The following is a 20,228-nucleotide window of genomic DNA, read 5'->3' on the forward strand; positions in this document are numbered from 1 at the left end:
CGTTTTTTTGCAAAGATAGTTTTTATCCCGTTACTTTGACAGACAAAATCCGCGCGCATGCACATCCACTACATCTCCGAACAAAACAGTATTTTGAATCATTTTTTGGCGCAAATACGGGATATTTCTATTCAAAAAGACAGCATGCGTTTTCGAAAAAATATCGAACGTATCGGTGAAATTATGGCGTATGAATTGAGTAAAACGTTGGATTACATACCGGTGGCGGTACAAACACCGTTGGGCATCAAACAGACTACAACACTAGCCGATCACGTGGTTTTATGTTCGATTTTGCGTGCGGGACTGGCACTACATCAAGGGTTTATGAATTTTTTTGATGAGGCTGAAAACGGATTTGTGTCGGCGTATCGTCATCATTACAACCAAGATGATGCGTTTGAAATTTTGGTCGAATACCAAGCGGCCCCGTCATTTCAAGACAAAAATTTAATCTTAATTGACCCCATGTTGGCTACGGGACAATCCATTGTGGCCGTATTAAACCAACTTCATTTGGAACAAAAACCAAAAGAAATTCACATTGCCGTAGTGATTGCGGCTCCCGAGGGAATTGCTTATTTAGAAGAACATTTACCGAAAGAATGTCACCTTTGGGTAGCGGCCTTGGACGAGCGATTGAATGAAAAAAACTATATCATTCCCGGATTGGGCGACGCAGGTGATTTGGCCTACGGAAGTAAATTATAACTGACTAAAAAACGCAAACAATCCACAGGCTAAGGTGATCCACAAGATTAACTCTTGCTGCAATTTGTTGGTGCTATTTTCAATCATTAACGTAGCTGAAACCGCCAATGGGAAAAACATAAAAACCAACAAATCATTGCTTTTTGGAATAGAAATCGCAAAAAGAAAGCCGCCCAAAACCAGTGCAAAAAGTAATTTCTTGTAAGAAGCTTGAAGGTTTAAAGGGCGATTGGTCACCGTTAAAGCCGCGGGAATAAAAAAGAAAATGATGGCAACGACAAACATGGAAAAGGCAATGTGCGCGTTTTGTCCCGAAAAATAATCCAAAGAATACCCTGTTTTCTCAAGAGCTAGATAGTCGCTCAAAGCCCCTAAATCAAAAAACAAGGAGCAAGCAATTCCGATAATGCCAAAAATAAAAAAGGCAACAAAAGGAATCAACCAATTGCGGTAATCACGAGAAACGTGAAAAATAATCGAAACATAAACCAATACGACGAAAAGAAGCGCCCAAAATTGGAATAAACTCGCAATAAAAATCCACAAACAAGCATCAAATATTTTCTCCTTAGGCGCTTTTAACGTTTGCAATGAAATCAACCGCCGTAATGCCAACAGCACAAAAAAATTAGCCAACATCAACCGCACATTATTCCACAATTCAGGAAAAAAAAGGAGAAAAAGGAGAAAAAAGTACAAGGTATACGAACTGTCTTTGGTCAGTACATTCTTTTTTACAATAAAATTGACCAAAAACAACGAAGCAAAAAGTAAGAACAGGATAAGTCCTTTTTGAAAGTATTCAATCCAACCCAAGCCTGAAAATCCCACATGAATTTGGTATAAAAAATAAAACCCTAACGTAGCCAAAACAATCAAGCTATAATTTATGGGTGTAGATTTCTTAAAAATTGTTGTTATCATGCGGATATTTTATACTTTTGTGCTTGTAAATATAACACTTGATTTAAAAATGAAAGCATTTTTTGAAGCTATACAGTCGCTATTTGTCGATTTCCTTTTTTTACCTCTTGATGCATTACGTCAATTGGAATTAGAAGGCTATTGGGGTTGGTGGGGTGCCAATTTCTTAAATTGGATTGGTATCATCATTTGTGGATACTATGTAGTTTACTGGTGTAAACAATTACAGATTCATCAAGATAATAACGAAGAAAACCAAGATACAACGGCGCATTCGTTCTTAAAATAAGTCGAATCCGATATCTTTTCTAAAATACATCTTATCAAAATGTAGTTTCGCTATGTTTTGGTAAGATTTTTTTATGGCCTCTTGGTACGTATCGCCATACGAGGTTACCGCCAAAACACGGCCTCCATGGGATACAACTTGTCCCTCTTGTAACAATTTTGTTCCTGCGTGAAACACGATTGAATCGTTGACCTGTTCTAAACCGCTAATCGTTTTTCCTTTTTCATAATCTTCTGGATAGCCGCCCGAAACCACCATAATTGTCGTAGCACTTCGCGGATCGATTTCAAGGGTAAATTCATCCAATTTCTGTTCGGCAACCGCTTTAAATATCGCAACTAAATCCGACTGTAAGCGAGGCATCACCACTTCGGTTTCAGGATCGCCCATGCGAACATTGTATTCAATCACAAAAGGATCGTCACCCACTTTGATCAATCCAATAAAAACAAATCCTTTGTATTCAATGTTTTCTTGTTGTAAACCTGCAATCGTGGGTTTTACAATGCGGGTCTCCACTTTTTCCATAAAGGCTGCATCGGCAAAAGGCACTGGAGAAACCGCTCCCATTCCCCCGGTATTCAACCCCGTATCGCCCTCTCCTATGCGTTTGTAGTCTTTGGCAGTGGGTAGCATTTTATAACTTTTTCCATCCGTCAATACAAAACAACTCAACTCAATCCCGCTTAAAAACTCTTCAATAACCACTTTTGCACTGGCCGAACCAAACTTGGCGTGTACCAACATATTCCGCAATTCCGTTTTGGCTTCTTCCAAATTCGAGAGAATTAAAACGCCTTTCCCAGCGGCCAATCCATCAGCTTTCAACACATAGGGCGGTGCGAGGGTTTCCAAAAATGAACATCCTTGTTCAACGGTTGCTGGGGTAAAACTTTCATACCGCGCCGTGGGAATATGGTGTCGAACTAAAAACTGTTTTGCATATTCTTTACTACCTTCTAGTTGTGCCCCTTCTTTGGAGGGTCCAATCACGGGAATGGCATGCAACTGAGAATCATTTTTAAAAAAATCATAGACGCCATTCACCAAAGGATCTTCGGGTCCAACGACCACCATGCCCACTTGGTGCTCCAAACAAAATTGTTTCACCGCATGAAAATCATTCGGATTTAAATCAACATTCGTGGCAATCGCAGCCGTCCCTGCATTACCAGGCGCTACGAATAATTGTGAACAGTGGGAACTTTGAAGCATTTTCCAAGCAAGAGCATGTTCTCTCCCACCGGATCCAAGAAGTAAAATTGTCATGTTGTGTTGTGTTATTTCGAAATCAAAAATCGAAAATCGTTGTGGTGCAAAAATAAGGTGTTTTTGACGTTTGCAAAAGGCAATCTTTTAAAAAGTTTCGCACAGGCATGCGTTGAATTTATTACATTTGAAAAAAATGAATCGGGTGTTTCGACTGTTTGATTTTTCATTGCAAATTCAAGGTTTTCCTATGAAGGAAGCTAAAAAGAAGTATGCTGAAATTCGAAATCTTTCCTCTGAAAAATTTGCCGACTACCTGGCAACGCAGCGACAAGCTATCGTAGCGCATCATGTGCAACACAATCCGTTATACCAACAATTGGTGTCCCAAAAAAATAGTACTGATTGGTCGTCACTGCCTATCATGACTAAAAAACATTTTCAGCAGCCATTAGCCCAGCGGCTTTCCGAAGGTTACACCGTTAAAAATGTGTATGTTAATAAAACCTCGGGGTCAAGTGGCGATCCGTTTATTTTTGCCAAAGATAAATTTTCCCATGCCCTCACTTGGGCCAATATCATTACGCAGTTTGGGCAGTTTGGCATAGATTTTAACACCTCGTATCAAGCGCGATTTTATGGTATTCCGCTGGATACCCTAGGGTATGCAAAAGAACGGCTGAAGGATTTCATAAGCGGTCGGTATCGTTTTCCCATTTTTGATTTGTCCGACAAAGTGCTGGAAGAAGTGCTGGCTACCTTTCGTCGAAAAAAATTTGATAATATCAATGGGTACACGAGTTCTATTGTGTTGTTTGCTAAGTTTTTACAACAAAAAAACATTGTGTTAAAAGACGTGTGTCCTACCTTAAAATGTTGTGTGGTTACCTCAGAAATGTTGTTTCCCGAAGATAAAAGCCTTTTGGAAAAACAATTTGGGATTCCGATTATCAATGAATATGGTGCCTCGGAATTGGATTTGATTGCGTTTCAAAATCCTGATGGGGAATGGCAAGTAAATGCTGAAACTTTGTTTGTTGAGATTTTGGATGAACAGGATAATCCAGTTCCAAAGGGTCGAGAAGGTCGAGTCGTGATTACCTCGTTGTACAACAAAGCCCATCCGTTTATTCGGTATGATATTGGTGACCTAGGTGTTTTGGATGAAAAAAGTACGTTGCAAAAACCCATTCTCAAAAAACTCATTGGGCGCACCAATGATATAGCGGTATTGCCGAGTGGCAAAAAATCGCCGGGACTTACTTTTTACTATGTGACCAAAAGTATCATTGAAGACGATGGAAATGTGCAAGAATTTGTGATAAAACAAACCAAAATAGATACTTTTGAAATCGAATATGTGAGTCGGATTGCCTTGACTGTGCCTCAAATTAAAGCCATTGAAGAGGCCATTGAAACCTATTTGGAGTCGGGATTGACTTTTCATTTTTCTCGAAAAGAAAAGTTAGAACGCAGTAAAAGTGGAAAATTGAAGCAATTTGTTTCCTTGATATAAACCAAAATAATTTTTAAATACAACGCCTATGCAAAATTCTATGCGCCCAAATGAAACCATCTTGGATAAAATTTATGTTATCCGAAACCAAAAAGTACTCTTGGATCGCGATTTGGCCCAATTGTACGGAATTGAAACAAAACGGTTAAATGAAGCGGTAAAACGAAATATATCTCGTTTTCCTGATGATTTTATGTTTCAATTAAATGATGTTGAATTTGAAACTTTGAAGTCGCAATTTGCGACCTCAAGTTGGGGTGGAAATCGAAAGCGCCCTTTCGCCTTTACCGAACATGGCATACTCATGCTTTCGAGTGTGATTCATTCGGAACTGGCTATTTCGGTGAACATTCAAATCATGCGACTGTTCACCCAAATGCGGCAATGGATTATGGAGCATTCCGAAGTACAGGAAAAAATCCATTTATTGGAACAAAAAGTGGAGAACCACGATAAAAATATTGCGTTGGTGTTTTCGTATTTGGATGAATTAAGCGAAGCTAAACCGGTTGAGAATCGAAAACCCATTGGATATAAAAATTAGACTATGAAAATTACTATCGTTGCTGGTGCACGACCCAATTTCATCAAAATTGCTCCTATTATTCGAGCGATTGAACAAAAACAACGGGAGGGTATTCCGCTCACCTATCGTTTGGTGCATACGGGTCAACATTATGATAAAAACCTCAGCGATACGTTTTTTGAAGAGCTAAATATACCCAAACCCGATGCCAATCTTGAGGTAAAAAGCGGTTCCCAATCGGTACAAACGGCCAATATTATGGTGGCTTTTGAACAAGAATTGTTGGAAAATCCTACCGATATGGTTTTGGTCGTAGGCGATGTCAATTCAACAATGGCCTGTGCGCTTGTAGCCAAAAAAATGAACCTCAAAGTAACGCATGTCGAGGCGGGAATTCGTTCGGGTGACATGACTATGCCTGAGGAAATCAACCGTATTGTGACCGATAGCATCACCGATTATTTCTTTACCACCTCACCCTTAGCAACAGAAAATTTAATTCGAAATGGGGCGCACCCTGATGATGTTCATTTTGTGGGTAATGTAATGATTGACACCTTATATCAAAATCAACATCGATTTCAGCAACCTTCTTTTTGGGAAGCATTCGCGCTCGAAAAAGGAAATTATATCGTTCTTACCTTGCACAGGCCGGCCAATGTTGATGCAGCGGATTCGTTACTTCACTTGCTACAAGGGATTGATGCGTTGGCCCATGGTAAAAAGATTATTTTTCCGATTCACCCCCGAACCAAGGCGATTTTAGGCGAACGTCAATTACATACGCAAAATATCGTCTTTATCGAACCTCAGGGATACTTAAATTTCATGTATTTGGTGGCGCATAGCTTTGCCGTTATTACCGATAGTGGTGGGATTTCGGAAGAAACAACCGTGTTGGGAATTCCTTGTTTTACCTTGCGTAACAACACCGAACGTCCCGAAACGATTACCATGGGTACCAATCACTTGGTAGGAACACAAGTAGAAAAGTTGGTGGAAACCTATACTGCTTTTCTTCAAAATGGGATGAAAAAAGCGGGGATTCCTGAGTTGTGGGATGGCAAAGCATCCGAGCGTATTGTCAATATTTTATGGCAAAAAAGAAACTAATGCAAGAAATACTCATTATCTCTACCTATTATCCGCCAGAAAAAGGGGCCGCTGCCAATCGGATTGAGCAAATGGCCTTGCAATTAAATAAAAACAACTATGCAGTTACCGTACTTTGTCCCTTGGGAAATTATCCCAAAGGCGAATTGTTTCCTGAATACCGTGGAAAATTTTCGGTTACGGAAAACCAAAAAGGAATTCGGGTGAAACGCCTTTGGATTTATCCGAGCAACAGTAAGAATATTGCCAAACGAATACTTTCAATCCTTTCATTCTCTTCAGTTTTGGTGTTGTATTTACTTTTTAAAAAAACACCCCAAAAAGTGATTGTGCAGTCGCCTCCCTTGTTATTATCTTTTCTTTCGGTGGCCATTTTATCACTAAAACAAAAAAAGATCATTTTAAATGTCTCCGATTTATGGCCCTTGGCGGCATTGGAACTTAATGCTTTGAAAGCGGGGACTTTTTCGCACAAAGTTTCCCTTTTTATGGAACGTTTTATCTACCAAAAAGCTTCTATAGTTTTGGGGCAATCCCAGGAAATTCTGGATCATGTACATTCGCTTTTTCCTCTCAAAAAAGGATTTTTGTATCGTAACTATCCCGATCATGCGGTGAATCGATTGGAACTCCAAACCTCAGCAGAACCTACTATAAAACTATTTTACGCTGGATTATTGGGAGTTGCGCAAGGAGTGTACGAATTGTGTCGGCAACTTGATTTGGTGGGAACGCGAATTGAATTGCACATTTTTGGTGATGGGGCTGAAAAAAAAGAAATAGAAAGCTATTTGCAAAACCATCCACAGCAACCAATATTTTTCCATGGAATGATGGAACGCAAGGCACTTCATGAAATGCTGAAGACCTTTGATATCGCCATTGTCCCCCTGACTACACGTATCTATGGATCGGTTCCTTCCAAAATTTTTGAATACGGAAGTTTAGGATTTCCGATTCTATACTTTGGCGGAGGTGAGGGTGAAAACATTGTTGCTAATCACAGATTGGGTTGGGTGGTACCCGTGGGTGATTTTACCGCCATGCAACAGCAACTTCAGGAAATAAATAGCTGGGATAAATCCGATTTATCGGCCTTGAAAACTAAGGTTTTTGAACAAGCACAAACGGTTTTTGATATTGAAAAACAAGTAAAAGATTTAATCGCCCAGGAGGTATTCTAGTACGCTTTTTCTTCGCCTTTGATAGCGTTAATTACCGTTAAGAAAATAATTTTTAAGTCTAAAAGCAACGACCAATTTTCTAGGTAAAAAATATCATATTTCACACGATAAATGATGTCCTTTTCGGTCTCAACTTCTCCCCGAAATCCATGAGTTTGCGCTAAGCCGGTAATCCCTGGTTTGACAAAATGCCGCACCATAAATTTATCTACGTTTTGAGCAAACCGTTCAGTTTCACTAATCATATGGGGGCGAGGTCCAACAACTGACATATCCCCAAGCAAAACATTAAAAAATTGAGGGAGTTCGTCTATACTTGTTTTTCTTAAAAAAGATCCAAATTTTGTGATTCGAGGATCATTTTTGGAAACTTGTTTCAAATTAGCTAAATGATTAGGACGCATGGATCGAAATTTAAAACAATCGAATTCCTCATAATTCAATCCGTTTCTTTTCTGTTTAAAAAAAATGGGGCCTTTGGATTCTAGTTTGATTAATAAACCTATAAGAGGTGCGAGCCAAGAAAGTATACCTAGAATTACAATTAAAGAAAAAACAATGTCGAATGATCGTTTAACAAATTTATTTAATGATTCATCTAAAGGAATATTCCGCATAGAGGCCACAGGTATATATCCGTAATATTCAAATTTTAGATTTTTTGTAAAAATCTCATTATTATCTGGTAGGAATTTCACAACTTTTAGGTTGTTATCTGCAAAATCAATTACTTGATTGACATACGTATTGGCTAAATCATGTAACGAGCAATAAATTTCATCAATATTATTTTCTGATACAAACTTTAAACATCTTTCAATCTCAGTCTTTTTATCGCCGTTAAGATCATAGGATTTTTCTAATTTATAACCATAATCCGGATTATTATTAAAAAACTCCTCCAATAATGGAACCGATTTACCATTCCCAATAATTACAACTCGTCTAAAGTTACCACCAAATAATGTCCTATACTTTCTCAATAAATAGAAAATGGAAAGCTTAAAAAAAGTGATTAGTAAAATTGATAGTGAGATATATCTTAACAGTTCTATTGAAGCAGTTGATTTGGCATAATACCCAGAAAAAGCAAAACAGATAACTGTAAATAAGGAAAACTGTTTAACTATTTTATTGAAGATGGAAACTACTTTTGTAAAGCGATATACTTCATAAAAGTCGGTATTGATTGCAATAATAAACCAACATATCGATATAAATAATGAAAAGTAAAGCGATAGAAATTCGTCTGGCAATAAAAAATATGCCAAAACATTGATGACCGCCCAATCAAAGGCATATGTAAAGGGTCGTAAATAACCCGAATATCTACCTACTTTGGGTTTCATTACAAAATATATTTCGAAAAATCTTTGTGGTCTTCACGTAAAAGTTCTTCGCTAGATAAAGATTTAAAATAGTCATACGTGCGTTTCATCCCTTCGGCACGATCAACTTTGGGCTCCCAACCTAAAATTTCTTTAGCTTTTGAAATATTGGGTTGACGCTGTAAAGGATCATTTTCTGGTAATGGCTTGTATACTATTTTTTGGGTAGTGCCCGTTAATTTAATAATCTCTTCAGCGAAATCTTTTATTGTAATTTCGTCTGGATTGCCAATATTGACTGGTAAATTATAATCCGATAATAATAAACGATAGATACCTTCTACCTGATCAGTAACATAACAAAATGAACGGGTTTGAAGTCCATTTCCAAAAATGGTAAGATCTTCTCCCCTTAACGCTTGTCCGATAAAAGCAGGAATAACGCGACCGTCGTTCAGTCGCATACGTGGACCATAGGTATTAAAGATGCGCACAATACGTGTTTCTACACCATGGAATGTATGATACGCCATTGTAATAGATTCCTGAAAACGTTTGGCTTCGTCATAAACGCCACGTGGACCAATCGTATTCACATTGCCATAGTAGTCTTCTGTTTGCGGATGCACCAATGGGTCGCCATACACCTCAGAGGTAGATGCAATAAGAATTCTTGCTTTTTTCACCCGAGCCAAACCCAATAAATTGTGGGTACCTAACGAACCTACTTTTAAAGTTTGAATTGGAATTTTCAAATAATCAATGGGGCTAGCGGGTGAGGCAAAATGTAAAATATAGTCTAAATGTCCTGGAACGTGAACAAACTTGGTGACATCATGATGATAGAACTCAAAATATTGTTCTTTGAATAAGTGTTCAATATTTTTTAAATCGCCAGTGATTAAATTATCCATTCCGATAACATGGTACCCTTCAGCTAAGAAACGATCGCATAAATGTGAGCCTAAAAATCCTGCTGCACCGGTGATTAAAATTCTCTTCATAAACAAACTTTATTTAGAATAATCTAATTATTGTCAAATAGATTACTCAGCCAAAAATACACTTATCCTAAGAATAAAAAAAAAAATGTCTCTAGAATAGAAACATTGCTTAAAAAAAACTGATGAATAATTAACTTAAGTATATTTGCAGAATAATCAATTCAATAATGAAAAAAGCATTAATTACAGGAATTAATGGGCAAGACGGATCCTATTTAGCAGAATTCTTAATAGAAAAAGGTTATGAAGTTCATGGTATAATTCGGCGAAGTTCAACATTTAATACTGAACGTATTGAACATCTATACATTGAGACTTTATTACAAGATTTACACAAAGAAAAAAAAATCAAATTACATTATGGTGACATGACGGACTCAACCAATTTGATCCGTCTTGTTCAACAAATTCAACCTGAGGAAATTTACAATTTAGCCGCACAATCCCATGTAAAAGTTTCTTTTGACATGCCTGAATATACTGCTGAAACCGATGCAGTAGGTACGCTACGTTTACTTGAAGCGGTTCGAATTTGTGGCCTAGAAAAAAAGACTAAAATTTACCAAGCATCCACCTCAGAACTGTTTGGAAAAGTTGTAGAGATACCTCAATCAGAAACAACGCCATTTTATCCTAGGTCACCCTATGGCGTAGCTAAGTTATATGCTTTTTGGATAACAAAAAACTACCGTGAATCCTACAACATATTTGCAGTTAATGGCATACTTTTTAATCATGAATCTGAACGTAGAGGAGAAACTTTTGTGACTCGAAAAATAACTTTAGCTACTGCCAGAATTAAGCATGGTATTCAAGAAAAACTATATTTAGGCAATTTGGATGCACTACGAGATTGGGGATATGCAAAAGATTATGTAGAATGTATGTGGTTAATGCTGCAACAGGATTTGCCTAATGACTATGTCATTGCTACTGGAAAACAATACTCCGTTCGTTATTTTTGTGAATTAGCATTCCGAGAAATTGGGATACAACTTGAATGGAAAGGGAAAAAAAAAAAAAAAAAAGGGTATTGTAAAGAGACAGGAAAAATTTTAATTGAAGTAGATCCAAATTATTACAGACCGGCTGAGGTTGAAACTTTATTGGGTGATCCTACAAAAGCTCGAACAGAATTGGGGTGGGATCCTGGAAAAACATCCATAGAAACGTTAGTAAAAATAATGGTTCAACATGATTTAGAATATGTTAAATATCCCAGGCTATGCTAAAAGATGCTAGAATTTTTGTGGCAGGCTCAAGAGGAATGGTTGGTTCGGCTATAGTTAGGAATTTAATGAGTCATGGATACACCAATTTGCTTACGCCAAGCTCTAAGGATTTAGATTTACGAAACCAGAATGCAGTTAACTCTTATTTCAATGAGAATAAACCAAATTATGTTTTTTTAGCAGCTGCAAAAGTTGGCGGTATTCTAGCAAATAATACATATCCCGCTGATTTCATTTTTGATAACATTATGATACAAACAAATGTTATTCAAGCGGCATATGAAAACAATGTTGAAAAATTACTGTTTTTGGGCAGTTCCTGTATTTATCCAAAACATGCGTCTCAACCTTTAAAAGAAGAATATCTTTTAACGGGTTCCCTTGAACCTACAAATGAAGCATATGCCATTGCTAAAATTGCCGGTTTGAAAATGTGTGAGTATTTTAACAGACAGCACCAAACAAATTTTATATCAGCAATGCCCACTAATTTATATGGTATAAATGATAATTTTAATTTAAAAAATTCTCATGTTTTACCAGCTCTTATTAGGAAGTTTATTGAAGCAAAACAAAATAATGTAAGCAAAGTAGAAATTTGGGGTACTGGTTCCCCTTTAAGAGAGTTCTTATTTGTTGATGATTTAGCCGAAGCTTGCGTTTTCTTGATGATAAACTATAGTGGAAATGAAACGGTGAATGTTGGGACTGGAGAAGAAATAAGTATACTCAGTTTAGCTAACCTAATCAAAGAAACTGTTGGATATTCTGGTGAAATTATTTTTGATACTACAAAACCTGATGGTACACCTAGAAAATTATTGGATGTATCAAAATTAAATGCAATGGGCTGGAGACATCAAGTCAGTTTAAATGAGGGAATAAAAAAAACCATTGCTTGGATTGAAGAAAACAATTTTGAAATGTTTACTTAATGACTAGACTTTTCAACAACCATATCATAATGAGTGGACTTTATAAAGGCATTTCTGGAATGTCTTTATTTGTTTCAATTCGATTGTTAATGTTATTATTAAACAATGAAGGATATGGAATTTGGGTTTTAATTTTCACTGTTTTTCAAATGGTTTTACTAATGGATTTTGGTATTCAAAGTACATTGAAAACTAAAATTCCTGTTTTTATTCATCATAATGAAAGTGAAAAAATAGGACAGTTTATTAATAATACTTATAAGTCAACGGGGTTACTTGCCTTAATTATTTTTATAATTTTCTTCGTAATAAATTATATTGTTGATTTAAAATCAGCTTTTAACATAAATGGACTAAACAAATCTGAAACACAAATACTCTTTTTATTAAATATTGGATTTTTTTGTGTCTCTTTTATAGCAAATATTCATAAATCACTATATGTTGCCTTTTTGAAAGGTAAATATTCTGAACAATCAATTGCCGTAAATCAAATATTATTTTTGACATTCGTGCTTTTATTTTACTATTTTCCGTCAAATAACCTTTCTTTATTTGAAAAGTTGCTTTTTATCTCAATTGGAAATGGATGTGTTACCCTCATTGTCAACTTAATATACACCATTTGTTTTTTTAGAGGCTTACCCCAACGTTTTAATTTTTTTCAGACAAAATTCATCGGTTACATAAAAGATGTTTTACCAATGGGCCTAAAATTTATGATTATCCAGTTAGGATTCTTATTTGTTTTCTCCGCTGATGGCTACATTATTTCTAATGCTTTTAATCCAAAAGAAGTTGTGGCTTATGAAATTGTAAGTAAACTATATCAGTTTCCTTATATGATATTATTTGCTGCGCTTTCCCCGCTTTGGTCAATGTTTGCAAAAGATTATTTGGAAAAAAACAAAATCAAACTCCATAAAGATTTTCAAAAATTTAATTGGTATTTTTTAGGCATTGTTTTGAGTTTACTCCTTCTTTATATAATTACACCCTTTGTTATTTCAATTTGGATTAAAGAACAAATCCATATCCCAAACTATTTAATAGAATTAACGGTTTTGGTGACTTTATTAAAAATATTTGTAAGCTTTTATACTTTTTTCTTAAATGGCGTAGGTAAATTAAATATATATCTTGTACTTTTAGTTGGAAGTGTTCTGGTAAAAATCCCTTTATCGTATTGGTTTATCCAATTAGGAGCTGGGATCAATAGTGTGTTATTTTCTTCATTAATACTTGTTCTGGTTTGGTGTATAATTTTGCCTTTTTATAGTTTAAATTTAGTCAGAAATATTAAATAATTTCTATGCAAAAACTTTCAATAATTATTCCAGCTTATAATTAAGAAAGAACAATTCATCTAATTTTAAACTAAATAAAGGATTTAACATTATAAAATAATCTTCAATTTGACGTTAAAGAATAAGTATATTTGGTGCTATCTAAAACAAAAATAGTTGAAAGTTAATTTAAAAAGATATTTACTTTACAGCTCTGTATTTGCAATATTTACGGAAGCATTTTTCTTCAATTTTATTATTGATTGGAAACTCTTTTACTTAATTATTCTCACCAATTTCATATTAATCGCAAAACATTTTGGATTGCGATATTCCAAACGATTCTTTCTACTATTAGGTGCCATTTCGATGCATGCGATAATTTGTTGTACCACTTTATTAATACCTCCTAACTACTTTTTATCGCAAATTTTAGGGATAACAATTACGTCTCTTTACTTTTATAATGTCATTCCCTTGATTCCAATGGAACACATAAGAAAAGTATATGTAAACTTATGTTTCTATTCTGCAATAATTGGTTATATTTTCTACTTTTTAAAAATTGACACCCTTGCTCATTTTAAGAATGAATTTCGTTTGATGAGTATCTTTAAAGAGCCTGCCCATTATGTCGTTGTCGTAATACCCGCATGTTATTATTATTTTAAAACAAAAAACTATCTTCGTTTTTTTGTGGTTTTCATTTCGATTGTACTTTCTGAATCAAGTCTTGGTTATATTGGGTGTGCACTAATGTTTTTACTGCCTTACATTAATTTTCGTAAACTACTTTATCTAGTTGCAATATCTCCTATTTTAGGTATTATTTTTTATTACACTTATAAAAATGTAGACACCTTTAAACTTCGTGTTGATGAGACAATGGAGAATTTAAATGCTGTAAATAATGGGAAATTTGATGAATATACCAACTTAAGTTCCTATGTGTTTTTATCCAATCTATACATTACAAAACAAAATTTTTCTGAACACCCACTAGGGTCTGGATTGGGGAGTCATCACCATATGTATATCAACCATTATTATAAAAACATGAGAGCTCCTGAATATTTAAAATTCCTTAATCATGATAAAGATAACTCATATGACGCTAATTCACTCATGAATAGAATGGTCTCTGAATTCGGAATTCTGGGTATTTTACTAGTAGTATTTTTATTGATAAAAGCTTATAAAAAATCTTTTAAAACTAATGATTTTTTACTGCAAGGAATATTTATTTACTTTTTATTAAAACTATTTAGAGACGGCACATATTTTCCTCCCGAATTGTATTTTTTCGTATGGCTTTTTATTTTGTCGAATCCCCAAAAACCAGATCAAGAAAAGGTGTTAAAAACTTCTTTATAGAATAATTCTGTTTCCGAGCAACATTTCTCCCAACTGTATTTTTGAGATTGTAAAAACCCTTCGGAAATAAGTTCTTGACGAAAATCTGTATTCTCTATCTTTTCAATAGCTTTATTAAATTCAGAAATGTCCAAATTCTCCAATAAAACTGCGCCTGAGGGAGCTATTTCAGCTATTGAAGAATTATTCATGCTAATTACGGGACAACCCGCTCGCATAGCTTCAATGATAGGTATGCCAAACCCTTCGTAACTTGAAGGATATAACAAGGCTACTGCTTTATTATAAATCCAATTCAATTGAATATCATCAACATTATTCAATTCAATTATTCGATTTAAAATTTCCTGTGGAATGTTCGTCTTCTCTTGTTTACTTAATGTAGAGCCAACGACACATAGGTTATAATTGGGTAAAGTTTTAAGTAACTCTAAAACAAAATTAAAGTTTTTATATCCAGCTCTACTCCCTACAAACAAAAGAAATGGCGTTTCTAAATTATTTTCGACAATAAATTGATACCCTGATGATAACTCCAAATTTACATTTCTAAATTCTGGATTTACGCCATTGTATATCACTTCAATTTTTTTTGCAAAATTAGTTCCGCATTTCTCTTTTAAATCTTTATAGGTATTCTTGGATACACAAATAATTCCTTTAGATCGTTGAATAGAAGAATATTTGAAATAATTATGTAGTTTTTTTTTATGATATGGAAAGAAAAAGTCGTGCGTAAAATCATGTATTGTGGTCACTTCAATTTTATTCTTTGCACCCAATAAATTTCTGTAAAAACTGGAATGATAAATAAATGGTTCTGTTGAAGAATAAAAAATTGGTTTTACGCGCTGTATTATTCCCGGTTTAACAGAGGATATGACTTTTGACGTATATTCTTTTTTTAATAAGTTATTTCTATGATAATTATACTCATTTTCACAGTCAATCATGGTGAGGTTAAATTCAGAATGATTGATAAAATAAGCAATAATTTCACCCCAATAATTTGAGATACCTCCATTATTACTTTTTCCAAAAATGATATTATCAAGAATTAACTTCATGATTTCAAAAAAAAAGAAGTTTATATAAACTTCTTTTTTTGGTTCTTATTTAGTTAATAGTTCTAAAGCTTTTTCGTTACCTACAAATGTTGGTGGGTATTTTTTTGTGTGGTCTAAATTATATCTTGATTTAACAGCATCCCAACTAAAACCATCATCAGTTAAAAAATATTGTGAATGTTTGCCTGAACTTCCGTCCAAAACCACTTTATTATTTTTAATTACTGAAATTGTATTTAAAACCAATGTCTGTTGATCTGGGTTTGTACTGCTAATTAATTTAATATTCTCCAAGGCTACACCAGAGGGAATAATTACTTCTATTCGCTGACTAACAGGATTTCCTTGAACCTTTTGTCCTATAGATTTATCATATTGGTAAAATCCTTTTTCTTGATAAACTACATTGATACTGTCATTTTTCTCGTAAACACCTTCTAATACCAATGAATATTGATCAACTGGTTTTGAATTTGAATCTCCAGAGGTGTCATCGCTAGTTGCTGACTTATCTTTTCCGCAAGAACTAAATAATGTTAATCCAATAAATATAAGGCAAATTTTTTTCATCTTTTGATTCTTTTGAAGACAAATCTACAAAATAAATTAGGATTGCTATTTAATGATAAAAAATTTTTGAATAGTAAATCCTATATTTGCTCAAATAGTCATAATGAAAAAAAATATTACCATTATTACTGCAAATTTTTATCCAGAAGATACTGCAATTGGCTTATATACTACTCAATTCGCAGAATATTTAGCAGTTGATAATCAAGTTACTGTTTTAACAGGATTCCCTTATTATCCCCAATGGAAAATTTACACGGAATATCAACAAAAAGAGAATATTGTAATTGAATACCTCAACGGTATAAAAATTATTCGATCTAAACAATATGTCCCATCAAAAGTAACTCTTATCAAACGATTGAAGATGATATTTTCTTTTGTTTTGGGAATTTCGAAAAATAAAAACAAAGTAAAAGAATGTGATGTTGTCATTTGCCTGGTTCCTTTTACATTTTCAATATTTACAGCTTATAAACTCGCTAAACAGACCAATGCTAAACTTTGGATTCACATTCAAGACTTTGAATTTGATTTAGCCTTTGAATCCGGGATTTTTAAAAAAAGCAGTCTCATTAGTTTTATGACTCAAAAAACGGTCTATACCATTGAAAGATTTTTGTTGAATAAAGCCAATGTTATCAGTACTATCAGTAATCAAATGATGCTGAAAGTTTCTGAAAAATCGAATAATAAAGATGTATTTTACTTTCCTAATTGGATTTCTAAAGAAAAAATTAATCCTGAAGTTGCGCAAAAGCACGCTTTTTTTAAAGATAACAAGTTCTCTCTTTTGTATTCCGGTAATATTGGAGAAAAACAAGATTGGAATTTGTTTTTATCCGTAGCTGAACGATTACAAAACAATACAAACATTGAAATCATCATCGTGGGTAATGGAGGGTATTTAAACACATTAAAGGAACGTTGTAAAATGTTAAACAATGTGACTTTTCATGATTTAGTTCCCTACGAAGAATTAAATAATTTGCTTTGTAGTGCTTCTTTACATTTTTTATTTCAAAAAAACGAAGTGCTAGACACCCTCATGCCTTCAAAATTACTAGGTATGATGGCCAGTACTCGCCCTTGCCTTGTAACTGGAAACCCTAAATCTGAAGTCGCAAAAGTATTAACTGAAGATTGTGGATACTACATCGCGAATCCATCAACCGAAACCATCTATGAAATCATCAACCGTATTTCACAAAACGAAATTGATAGTTCAAAATTGGGAATTAAAGCTCGAGAAAAAATAATTAATCAATTTTCAGATTCAAAGGTATTAGCGCGATTTAAAGAAAAAATAAATGAAATTAGCAATGCATAAAATTAGAATAGATGCTATTCATTCGTATTTAATTTATCCATTATTGGCATTTCCATTATGGAAAGAAAACATTACTATGTTATTTTTTGTTTTGTTTTCCGTTTTTAATATCCGGTCATTTATCATAACAAAAAAAGTGACTGGGATCCATAAAGTTGAAGGCTGGGTGCTATTTATCCCTTTTCTAATTGTCCTTTTTTCTAGTTTTTTAAGAAATGAAATTCACGAAAACAAAGATGCTCTAAATCATGCAGGTTTATTCGTCGCATTACCTTTGTCCTTCATAATGGCTCCAGATTATCTTTTTGATAAAAAAAAGATTTCGGGTTATTTGAATTTCTTACTATATTCTTCACTTATTTTAATACTCGCTTATTTACTTTTATTTTTTTATCATAATCCTGTAAATGATTTTTTCGGAACAAAGTATAACAGTTCATTATTTAGAGACTTTGTTTATGAAAAAACAATAATATTCTCTATACACCCAGCCTACTTTAGCAGTGTTTTATTTCTAGGTATGGCATTTTGTGTTGAAAAAATAAAACACACATTTTCATTAAAATACCTTAGTTTTATTGTTGTTTTTTATGTATTTACTTTTCTACTATTGTCAAAATTGAACATACTTTTAATGCATATTTTATTAATTTATGCCTTATATTCTACTAAAACAATAACTAAAAAATCAAAGTTAATTTCTGGATTTGTATTTGGAATTTTAATGTCCCTTTTTGTAGTATTTACCCCAGGAATGTTCAAGCGAATTGAAGAAATTTATAAAAGTTTTAATACTGTCCCAAGCGGTCTGGCCTTTGATTCTACGAACATAAGAAGGGCAATTTACACGTGTGATTTTGAATTAATTCAAAGTAACTATTTAAGTGGGATTGGATATTCAAATATTGTAAACGATATACAACGCTGTTTTCAATCAAAGTATGATTCAAGTTTTTTCGAAGGAGCCAATTATATGAGTCATAACTTTTTTATCTATACGCTCTTAGGTTCAGGAATAGTTGGACTTATTCTATTCCTATTTTTTATCTTCAAAACAACCTTTTTTCTATTTCGTTTTCATAGCATAACCTTTCAAGCATTTGCTGTAAATACAATTGCAATGTGTTTGATAGAAGATTATTTCTACCGTCAAAATGGTGCTTTCTTTTTTCTTTTATGGTATTTGATATTATTACGCTTTGGAGCAAAAAATAACAAAATTGAAAATCCTATTCTGTAATTTTCAATAATGCTGTTTTCCAATCTGAAATTTGAATATTAAATGCTTGTTTTATTTTGCCTTTCGATAAAACACTATAGGCTGGTCGGCGTGCAGGTGTGGGAAATTGATCCGTTGAAATCGGTTGAACAGGAATAGCAATTGAATTTTTTCTAAAAATGGCTTTTGCAAATTCATACCAGCTGCATTGTCCTTCATTGCTATAATGATAAATTCCATAGGGATGGACATCCATTACGCAGTCTTTTTGGATCAAATCGACCAATAAAACCGACAAATCCAACGCATTGGTTGGCGATCCAATTTGATCATTGACTACAGACAATCGGTCTCGTTCATGCGCTAATCGCAACATTGTCTTCATAAAGTTATTGCCGAAAGGAGAATAAACCCAAGACGTTCGGATAATATAATATGCACTCGAATAATTTTGAATGGCTTGTTCTCCAGCCAACTTGCTCGCACCGTAAACGCCGAGTGGAGCCGTAGTGTCGGTTTCCGTATAGGGCGTGTTTTGGGTGCCATCGAAAACGAAATCCGTGGATATGTGGACTAAAGTGGTCCCAAATTCGGAACATACGTTAGCCAAATACTCCGGGCCCGTAGCATTAATTAAATAGGCTTTTTCTGGTTCGGATTCAGCTTTATCTACTGCCGTATAAGCCGCAGCATTGATACAATAATGGGGTCTAACTTTAGAAAAAAGCGCTGTAATCGACGCTAATGAGGTAATATCAAGTTGCGTTGAGTCGCAAAATATCCATTTAATTGAGGTGTTTTTAGGTACACTATGTTGCAACGATTGCCCCAACTGCCCTCCTGCTCCAGTAACTAAAACTACCATACTTTTCGAGCATTAATTAAATTGGGTAGTGTTTTGTCTTTATCTGAAATAAGTAACGATTCTTTATCCATTGGCCAATCGATTCCTAATTCGGGATCGTTATAGGCGATTCCGCCTTCGCTTTCTCTATGATAAAAATTGTCGCATTTATAAAAAAAGGTGGCAGTATCACTCAATACTAAAAAACCATGAGCAAATCCGCGAGGAATAAAAAACTGTCTTTGATTTTCACCGCTTAAATATACGCCCACATGTTTTCCAAAGGTGGGAGAATTAGGACGAATATCTACCGCAACATCCCAAACTTCACCATATAAAACCCGTACTAATTTAGCTTGAGACTGTTCGCCGCATTGGTAGTGTAAGCCGCGTAAAACTCCTTTAGATGAATAGGATTGATTGTCTTGTACAAATTGAACTGAAAGACCTGTTTTTTCTTTAAACTCATTTGCGTTGAAACTCTCCATGAAATAGCCCCGTTCATCTTGTATGATTTTAGGTTCGATTACCAAAGCTCCGCTCAACTCCGTTTCAAAACACTTCATA

At 34.4% G+C, this 20,228-nt stretch carries 20 protein-coding genes; 12 read left to right on the top strand and 8 right to left on the bottom strand.

Annotation, left to right across the window (positions count from 1 at the left end; genetic code table 11):
- Window positions 1-57 precede the first annotated feature (57 nt).
- Window positions 58-711: a uracil phosphoribosyltransferase gene (gene upp, locus Q0037_RS10225; RefSeq protein ID WP_297517889.1), complete on the top strand. Its 654-nt coding sequence runs from the start codon at window positions 58-60 to the stop codon at window positions 709-711.
- Here upp and Q0037_RS10230 read toward each other — a convergent pair.
- A complete protein-coding gene (locus Q0037_RS10230) occupies window positions 706-1,635 on the bottom strand; it encodes a DUF6427 family protein (protein WP_297517892.1) in 930 nt (309 codons plus the stop codon). The two genes, upp and Q0037_RS10230, sit on opposite strands and share 6 nt — an antisense overlap.
- Window positions 1,636-1,684: 49 nt before the next feature.
- Here Q0037_RS10230 and Q0037_RS10235 point away from each other — a divergent pair, with 49 nt between their 5' ends.
- Window positions 1,685-1,924, top strand: a complete 240-nt coding sequence (locus tag Q0037_RS10235; protein WP_297517895.1) for a uracil phosphoribosyltransferase — start codon at window positions 1,685-1,687, stop codon at window positions 1,922-1,924.
- On the opposite strand, the gene purD is transcribed toward Q0037_RS10235, so the two are convergent.
- The gene (gene purD, locus Q0037_RS10240; protein WP_297517898.1) at window positions 1,916-3,193 is read right to left on the bottom strand and encodes a phosphoribosylamine--glycine ligase; all 1,278 of its coding nucleotides are present in this window, start codon (window positions 3,191-3,193) and stop codon (window positions 1,916-1,918) included. The two genes, Q0037_RS10235 and purD, sit on opposite strands and share 9 nt — an antisense overlap.
- 145 nt (window positions 3,194-3,338) lie before the next feature.
- On the opposite strand from purD, the gene Q0037_RS10245 reads away from it, so the two are divergent.
- The 4 genes from Q0037_RS10245 to Q0037_RS10260 are packed head-to-tail and all read left to right on the top strand — an operon-like array spanning window position 3,339 to window position 7,472.
- On the top strand, window positions 3,339-4,649 hold the full coding sequence (locus tag Q0037_RS10245; protein ID WP_297518088.1) for a phenylacetate--CoA ligase family protein: 1,311 nt from the start codon (window positions 3,339-3,341) through the stop codon (window positions 4,647-4,649).
- Window positions 4,650-4,677: 28 nt separating this feature from the next.
- On the top strand, window positions 4,678-5,193 hold the full coding sequence (locus Q0037_RS10250) for an ORF6N domain-containing protein (protein WP_297517900.1): 516 nt from the start codon (window positions 4,678-4,680) through the stop codon (window positions 5,191-5,193).
- 3 nt (window positions 5,194-5,196) lie between these two features.
- Window positions 5,197-6,288, top strand: coding sequence for a non-hydrolyzing UDP-N-acetylglucosamine 2-epimerase (wecB, locus tag Q0037_RS10255; protein WP_297517902.1), 1,092 nt, complete (start codon window positions 5,197-5,199; stop codon window positions 6,286-6,288).
- Window positions 6,288-7,472 (top strand): glycosyltransferase family 4 protein, encoded by a 1,185-nt coding sequence (locus Q0037_RS10260; protein WP_297517904.1) that lies wholly within the window; start codon window positions 6,288-6,290, stop codon window positions 7,470-7,472. The genes wecB and Q0037_RS10260 overlap by 1 nt, the downstream gene beginning before the upstream one ends.
- Here the strand turns inward: Q0037_RS10260 and Q0037_RS10265 are convergent.
- Both Q0037_RS10265 and Q0037_RS10270 read right to left on the bottom strand, forming a co-directional pair.
- Window positions 7,469-8,821 carry an undecaprenyl-phosphate glucose phosphotransferase gene (locus Q0037_RS10265; protein ID WP_297517906.1) on the bottom strand — a complete coding sequence of 451 codons (1,353 nt, stop codon included), beginning with the start codon at window positions 8,819-8,821 and terminating at the stop codon, window positions 7,469-7,471. The two genes, Q0037_RS10260 and Q0037_RS10265, sit on opposite strands and share 4 nt — an antisense overlap.
- The gene (locus Q0037_RS10270) at window positions 8,821-9,804 is read right to left on the bottom strand and encodes a UDP-glucuronic acid decarboxylase family protein (RefSeq protein ID WP_297517909.1); all 984 of its coding nucleotides are present in this window, start codon (window positions 9,802-9,804) and stop codon (window positions 8,821-8,823) included. The genes Q0037_RS10265 and Q0037_RS10270 overlap by 1 nt, the downstream gene beginning before the upstream one ends.
- A 167-nt stretch (window positions 9,805-9,971) precedes the next feature.
- Between Q0037_RS10270 and gmd the strand changes: the two genes are divergently transcribed.
- From gmd to Q0037_RS10290, 4 genes are all read left to right on the top strand, one after another.
- Window positions 9,972-11,036, top strand: a complete 1,065-nt coding sequence (gene gmd / locus Q0037_RS10275) for a GDP-mannose 4,6-dehydratase (protein ID WP_297517912.1) — start codon at window positions 9,972-9,974, stop codon at window positions 11,034-11,036.
- Entirely contained in the window at window positions 11,030-11,971 is a 942-nt protein-coding gene (locus tag Q0037_RS10280; RefSeq protein ID WP_297517915.1) for a GDP-L-fucose synthase, read from the top strand. The genes gmd and Q0037_RS10280 overlap by 7 nt, the downstream gene beginning before the upstream one ends.
- 29 nt (window positions 11,972-12,000) lie before the next feature.
- Window positions 12,001-13,278 (top strand): oligosaccharide flippase family protein, encoded by a 1,278-nt coding sequence (locus tag Q0037_RS10285; protein ID WP_297517920.1) that lies wholly within the window; start codon window positions 12,001-12,003, stop codon window positions 13,276-13,278.
- Window positions 13,279-13,434: 156 nt separating this feature from the next.
- Window positions 13,435-14,631 (top strand): hypothetical protein, encoded by a 1,197-nt coding sequence (locus Q0037_RS10290; RefSeq protein WP_297517924.1) that lies wholly within the window; start codon window positions 13,435-13,437, stop codon window positions 14,629-14,631.
- Here the strand turns inward: Q0037_RS10290 and Q0037_RS10295 are convergent.
- The gene (locus Q0037_RS10295) at window positions 14,601-15,698 is read right to left on the bottom strand and encodes a glycosyltransferase family 1 protein (protein WP_297517926.1); all 1,098 of its coding nucleotides are present in this window, start codon (window positions 15,696-15,698) and stop codon (window positions 14,601-14,603) included. The genes Q0037_RS10290 and Q0037_RS10295 overlap by 31 nt on opposite strands.
- 45 nt (window positions 15,699-15,743) lie before the next feature.
- The gene (locus tag Q0037_RS10300; protein ID WP_297517928.1) at window positions 15,744-16,268 is read right to left on the bottom strand and encodes a hypothetical protein; all 525 of its coding nucleotides are present in this window, start codon (window positions 16,266-16,268) and stop codon (window positions 15,744-15,746) included.
- A 103-nt stretch (window positions 16,269-16,371) separates the two neighbouring features.
- Here Q0037_RS10300 and Q0037_RS10305 point away from each other — a divergent pair, with 103 nt between their 5' ends.
- Entirely contained in the window at window positions 16,372-17,598 is a 1,227-nt protein-coding gene (locus Q0037_RS10305; RefSeq protein ID WP_297517930.1) for a WcaI family glycosyltransferase, read from the top strand.
- Window positions 17,579-18,838, top strand: a complete 1,260-nt coding sequence (locus tag Q0037_RS10310; RefSeq protein WP_297517933.1) for an O-antigen ligase — start codon at window positions 17,579-17,581, stop codon at window positions 18,836-18,838. Before Q0037_RS10305 ends, Q0037_RS10310 begins: the two co-directional genes overlap by 20 nt.
- Here Q0037_RS10310 and rfbD read toward each other — a convergent pair.
- Window positions 18,828-19,682, bottom strand: a complete 855-nt coding sequence (gene rfbD, locus Q0037_RS10315) for a dTDP-4-dehydrorhamnose reductase (RefSeq protein ID WP_297517936.1) — start codon at window positions 19,680-19,682, stop codon at window positions 18,828-18,830. The genes Q0037_RS10310 and rfbD overlap by 11 nt on opposite strands.
- Window positions 19,676-20,227: a dTDP-4-dehydrorhamnose 3,5-epimerase gene (gene rfbC, locus Q0037_RS10320; protein WP_297517939.1), complete on the bottom strand. Its 552-nt coding sequence runs from the start codon at window positions 20,225-20,227 to the stop codon at window positions 19,676-19,678. The genes rfbD and rfbC overlap by 7 nt, the downstream gene beginning before the upstream one ends.
- Window position 20,228: the final 1 nt, after the last annotated feature.

This window comes from Flavobacterium sp., from assembly GCF_027482425.1.
Classification (GTDB): Bacteria; Bacteroidota; Bacteroidia; order Flavobacteriales; family Flavobacteriaceae; genus Flavobacterium.

Bases quoted from the DNA above. Each gene is read 5' to 3' on its own strand.
- upp (WP_297517889.1), top strand. From the start codon at position 58: ATGCACATCCACTACATCTCCGAACAAAACAGTATTTTGAATCATTTT.
- Q0037_RS10230 (WP_297517892.1), bottom strand. From the start codon at position 1,635: ATGATAACAACAATTTTTAAGAAATCTACACCCATAAATTATAGCTTG.
- Q0037_RS10235 (WP_297517895.1), top strand. From the start codon at position 1,685: ATGAAAGCATTTTTTGAAGCTATACAGTCGCTATTTGTCGATTTCCTT.
- purD (WP_297517898.1), bottom strand. From the start codon at position 3,193: ATGACAATTTTACTTCTTGGATCCGGTGGGAGAGAACATGCTCTTGCT.
- Q0037_RS10250 (WP_297517900.1), top strand. From the start codon at position 4,678: ATGCAAAATTCTATGCGCCCAAATGAAACCATCTTGGATAAAATTTAT.
- wecB (WP_297517902.1), top strand. From the start codon at position 5,197: ATGAAAATTACTATCGTTGCTGGTGCACGACCCAATTTCATCAAAATT.
- Q0037_RS10260 (WP_297517904.1), top strand. From the start codon at position 6,288: ATGCAAGAAATACTCATTATCTCTACCTATTATCCGCCAGAAAAAGGG.
- Q0037_RS10265 (WP_297517906.1), bottom strand. From the start codon at position 8,821: ATGAAACCCAAAGTAGGTAGATATTCGGGTTATTTACGACCCTTTACA.
- Q0037_RS10270 (WP_297517909.1), bottom strand. From the start codon at position 9,804: ATGAAGAGAATTTTAATCACCGGTGCAGCAGGATTTTTAGGCTCACAT.
- gmd (WP_297517912.1), top strand. From the start codon at position 9,972: ATGAAAAAAGCATTAATTACAGGAATTAATGGGCAAGACGGATCCTAT.
- Q0037_RS10280 (WP_297517915.1), top strand. From the start codon at position 11,030: ATGCTAAAAGATGCTAGAATTTTTGTGGCAGGCTCAAGAGGAATGGTT.
- Q0037_RS10285 (WP_297517920.1), top strand. From the start codon at position 12,001: ATGAGTGGACTTTATAAAGGCATTTCTGGAATGTCTTTATTTGTTTCA.
- Q0037_RS10295 (WP_297517926.1), bottom strand. From the start codon at position 15,698: ATGAAGTTAATTCTTGATAATATCATTTTTGGAAAAAGTAATAATGGA.
- Q0037_RS10300 (WP_297517928.1), bottom strand. From the start codon at position 16,268: ATGAAAAAAATTTGCCTTATATTTATTGGATTAACATTATTTAGTTCT.
- Q0037_RS10305 (WP_297517930.1), top strand. From the start codon at position 16,372: ATGAAAAAAAATATTACCATTATTACTGCAAATTTTTATCCAGAAGAT.
- Q0037_RS10310 (WP_297517933.1), top strand. From the start codon at position 17,579: ATGAAATTAGCAATGCATAAAATTAGAATAGATGCTATTCATTCGTAT.
- rfbD (WP_297517936.1), bottom strand. From the start codon at position 19,682: ATGGTAGTTTTAGTTACTGGAGCAGGAGGGCAGTTGGGGCAATCGTTG.
- rfbC (WP_297517939.1), bottom strand. From the start codon at position 20,227: ATGAAGTGTTTTGAAACGGAGTTGAGCGGAGCTTTGGTAATCGAACCT.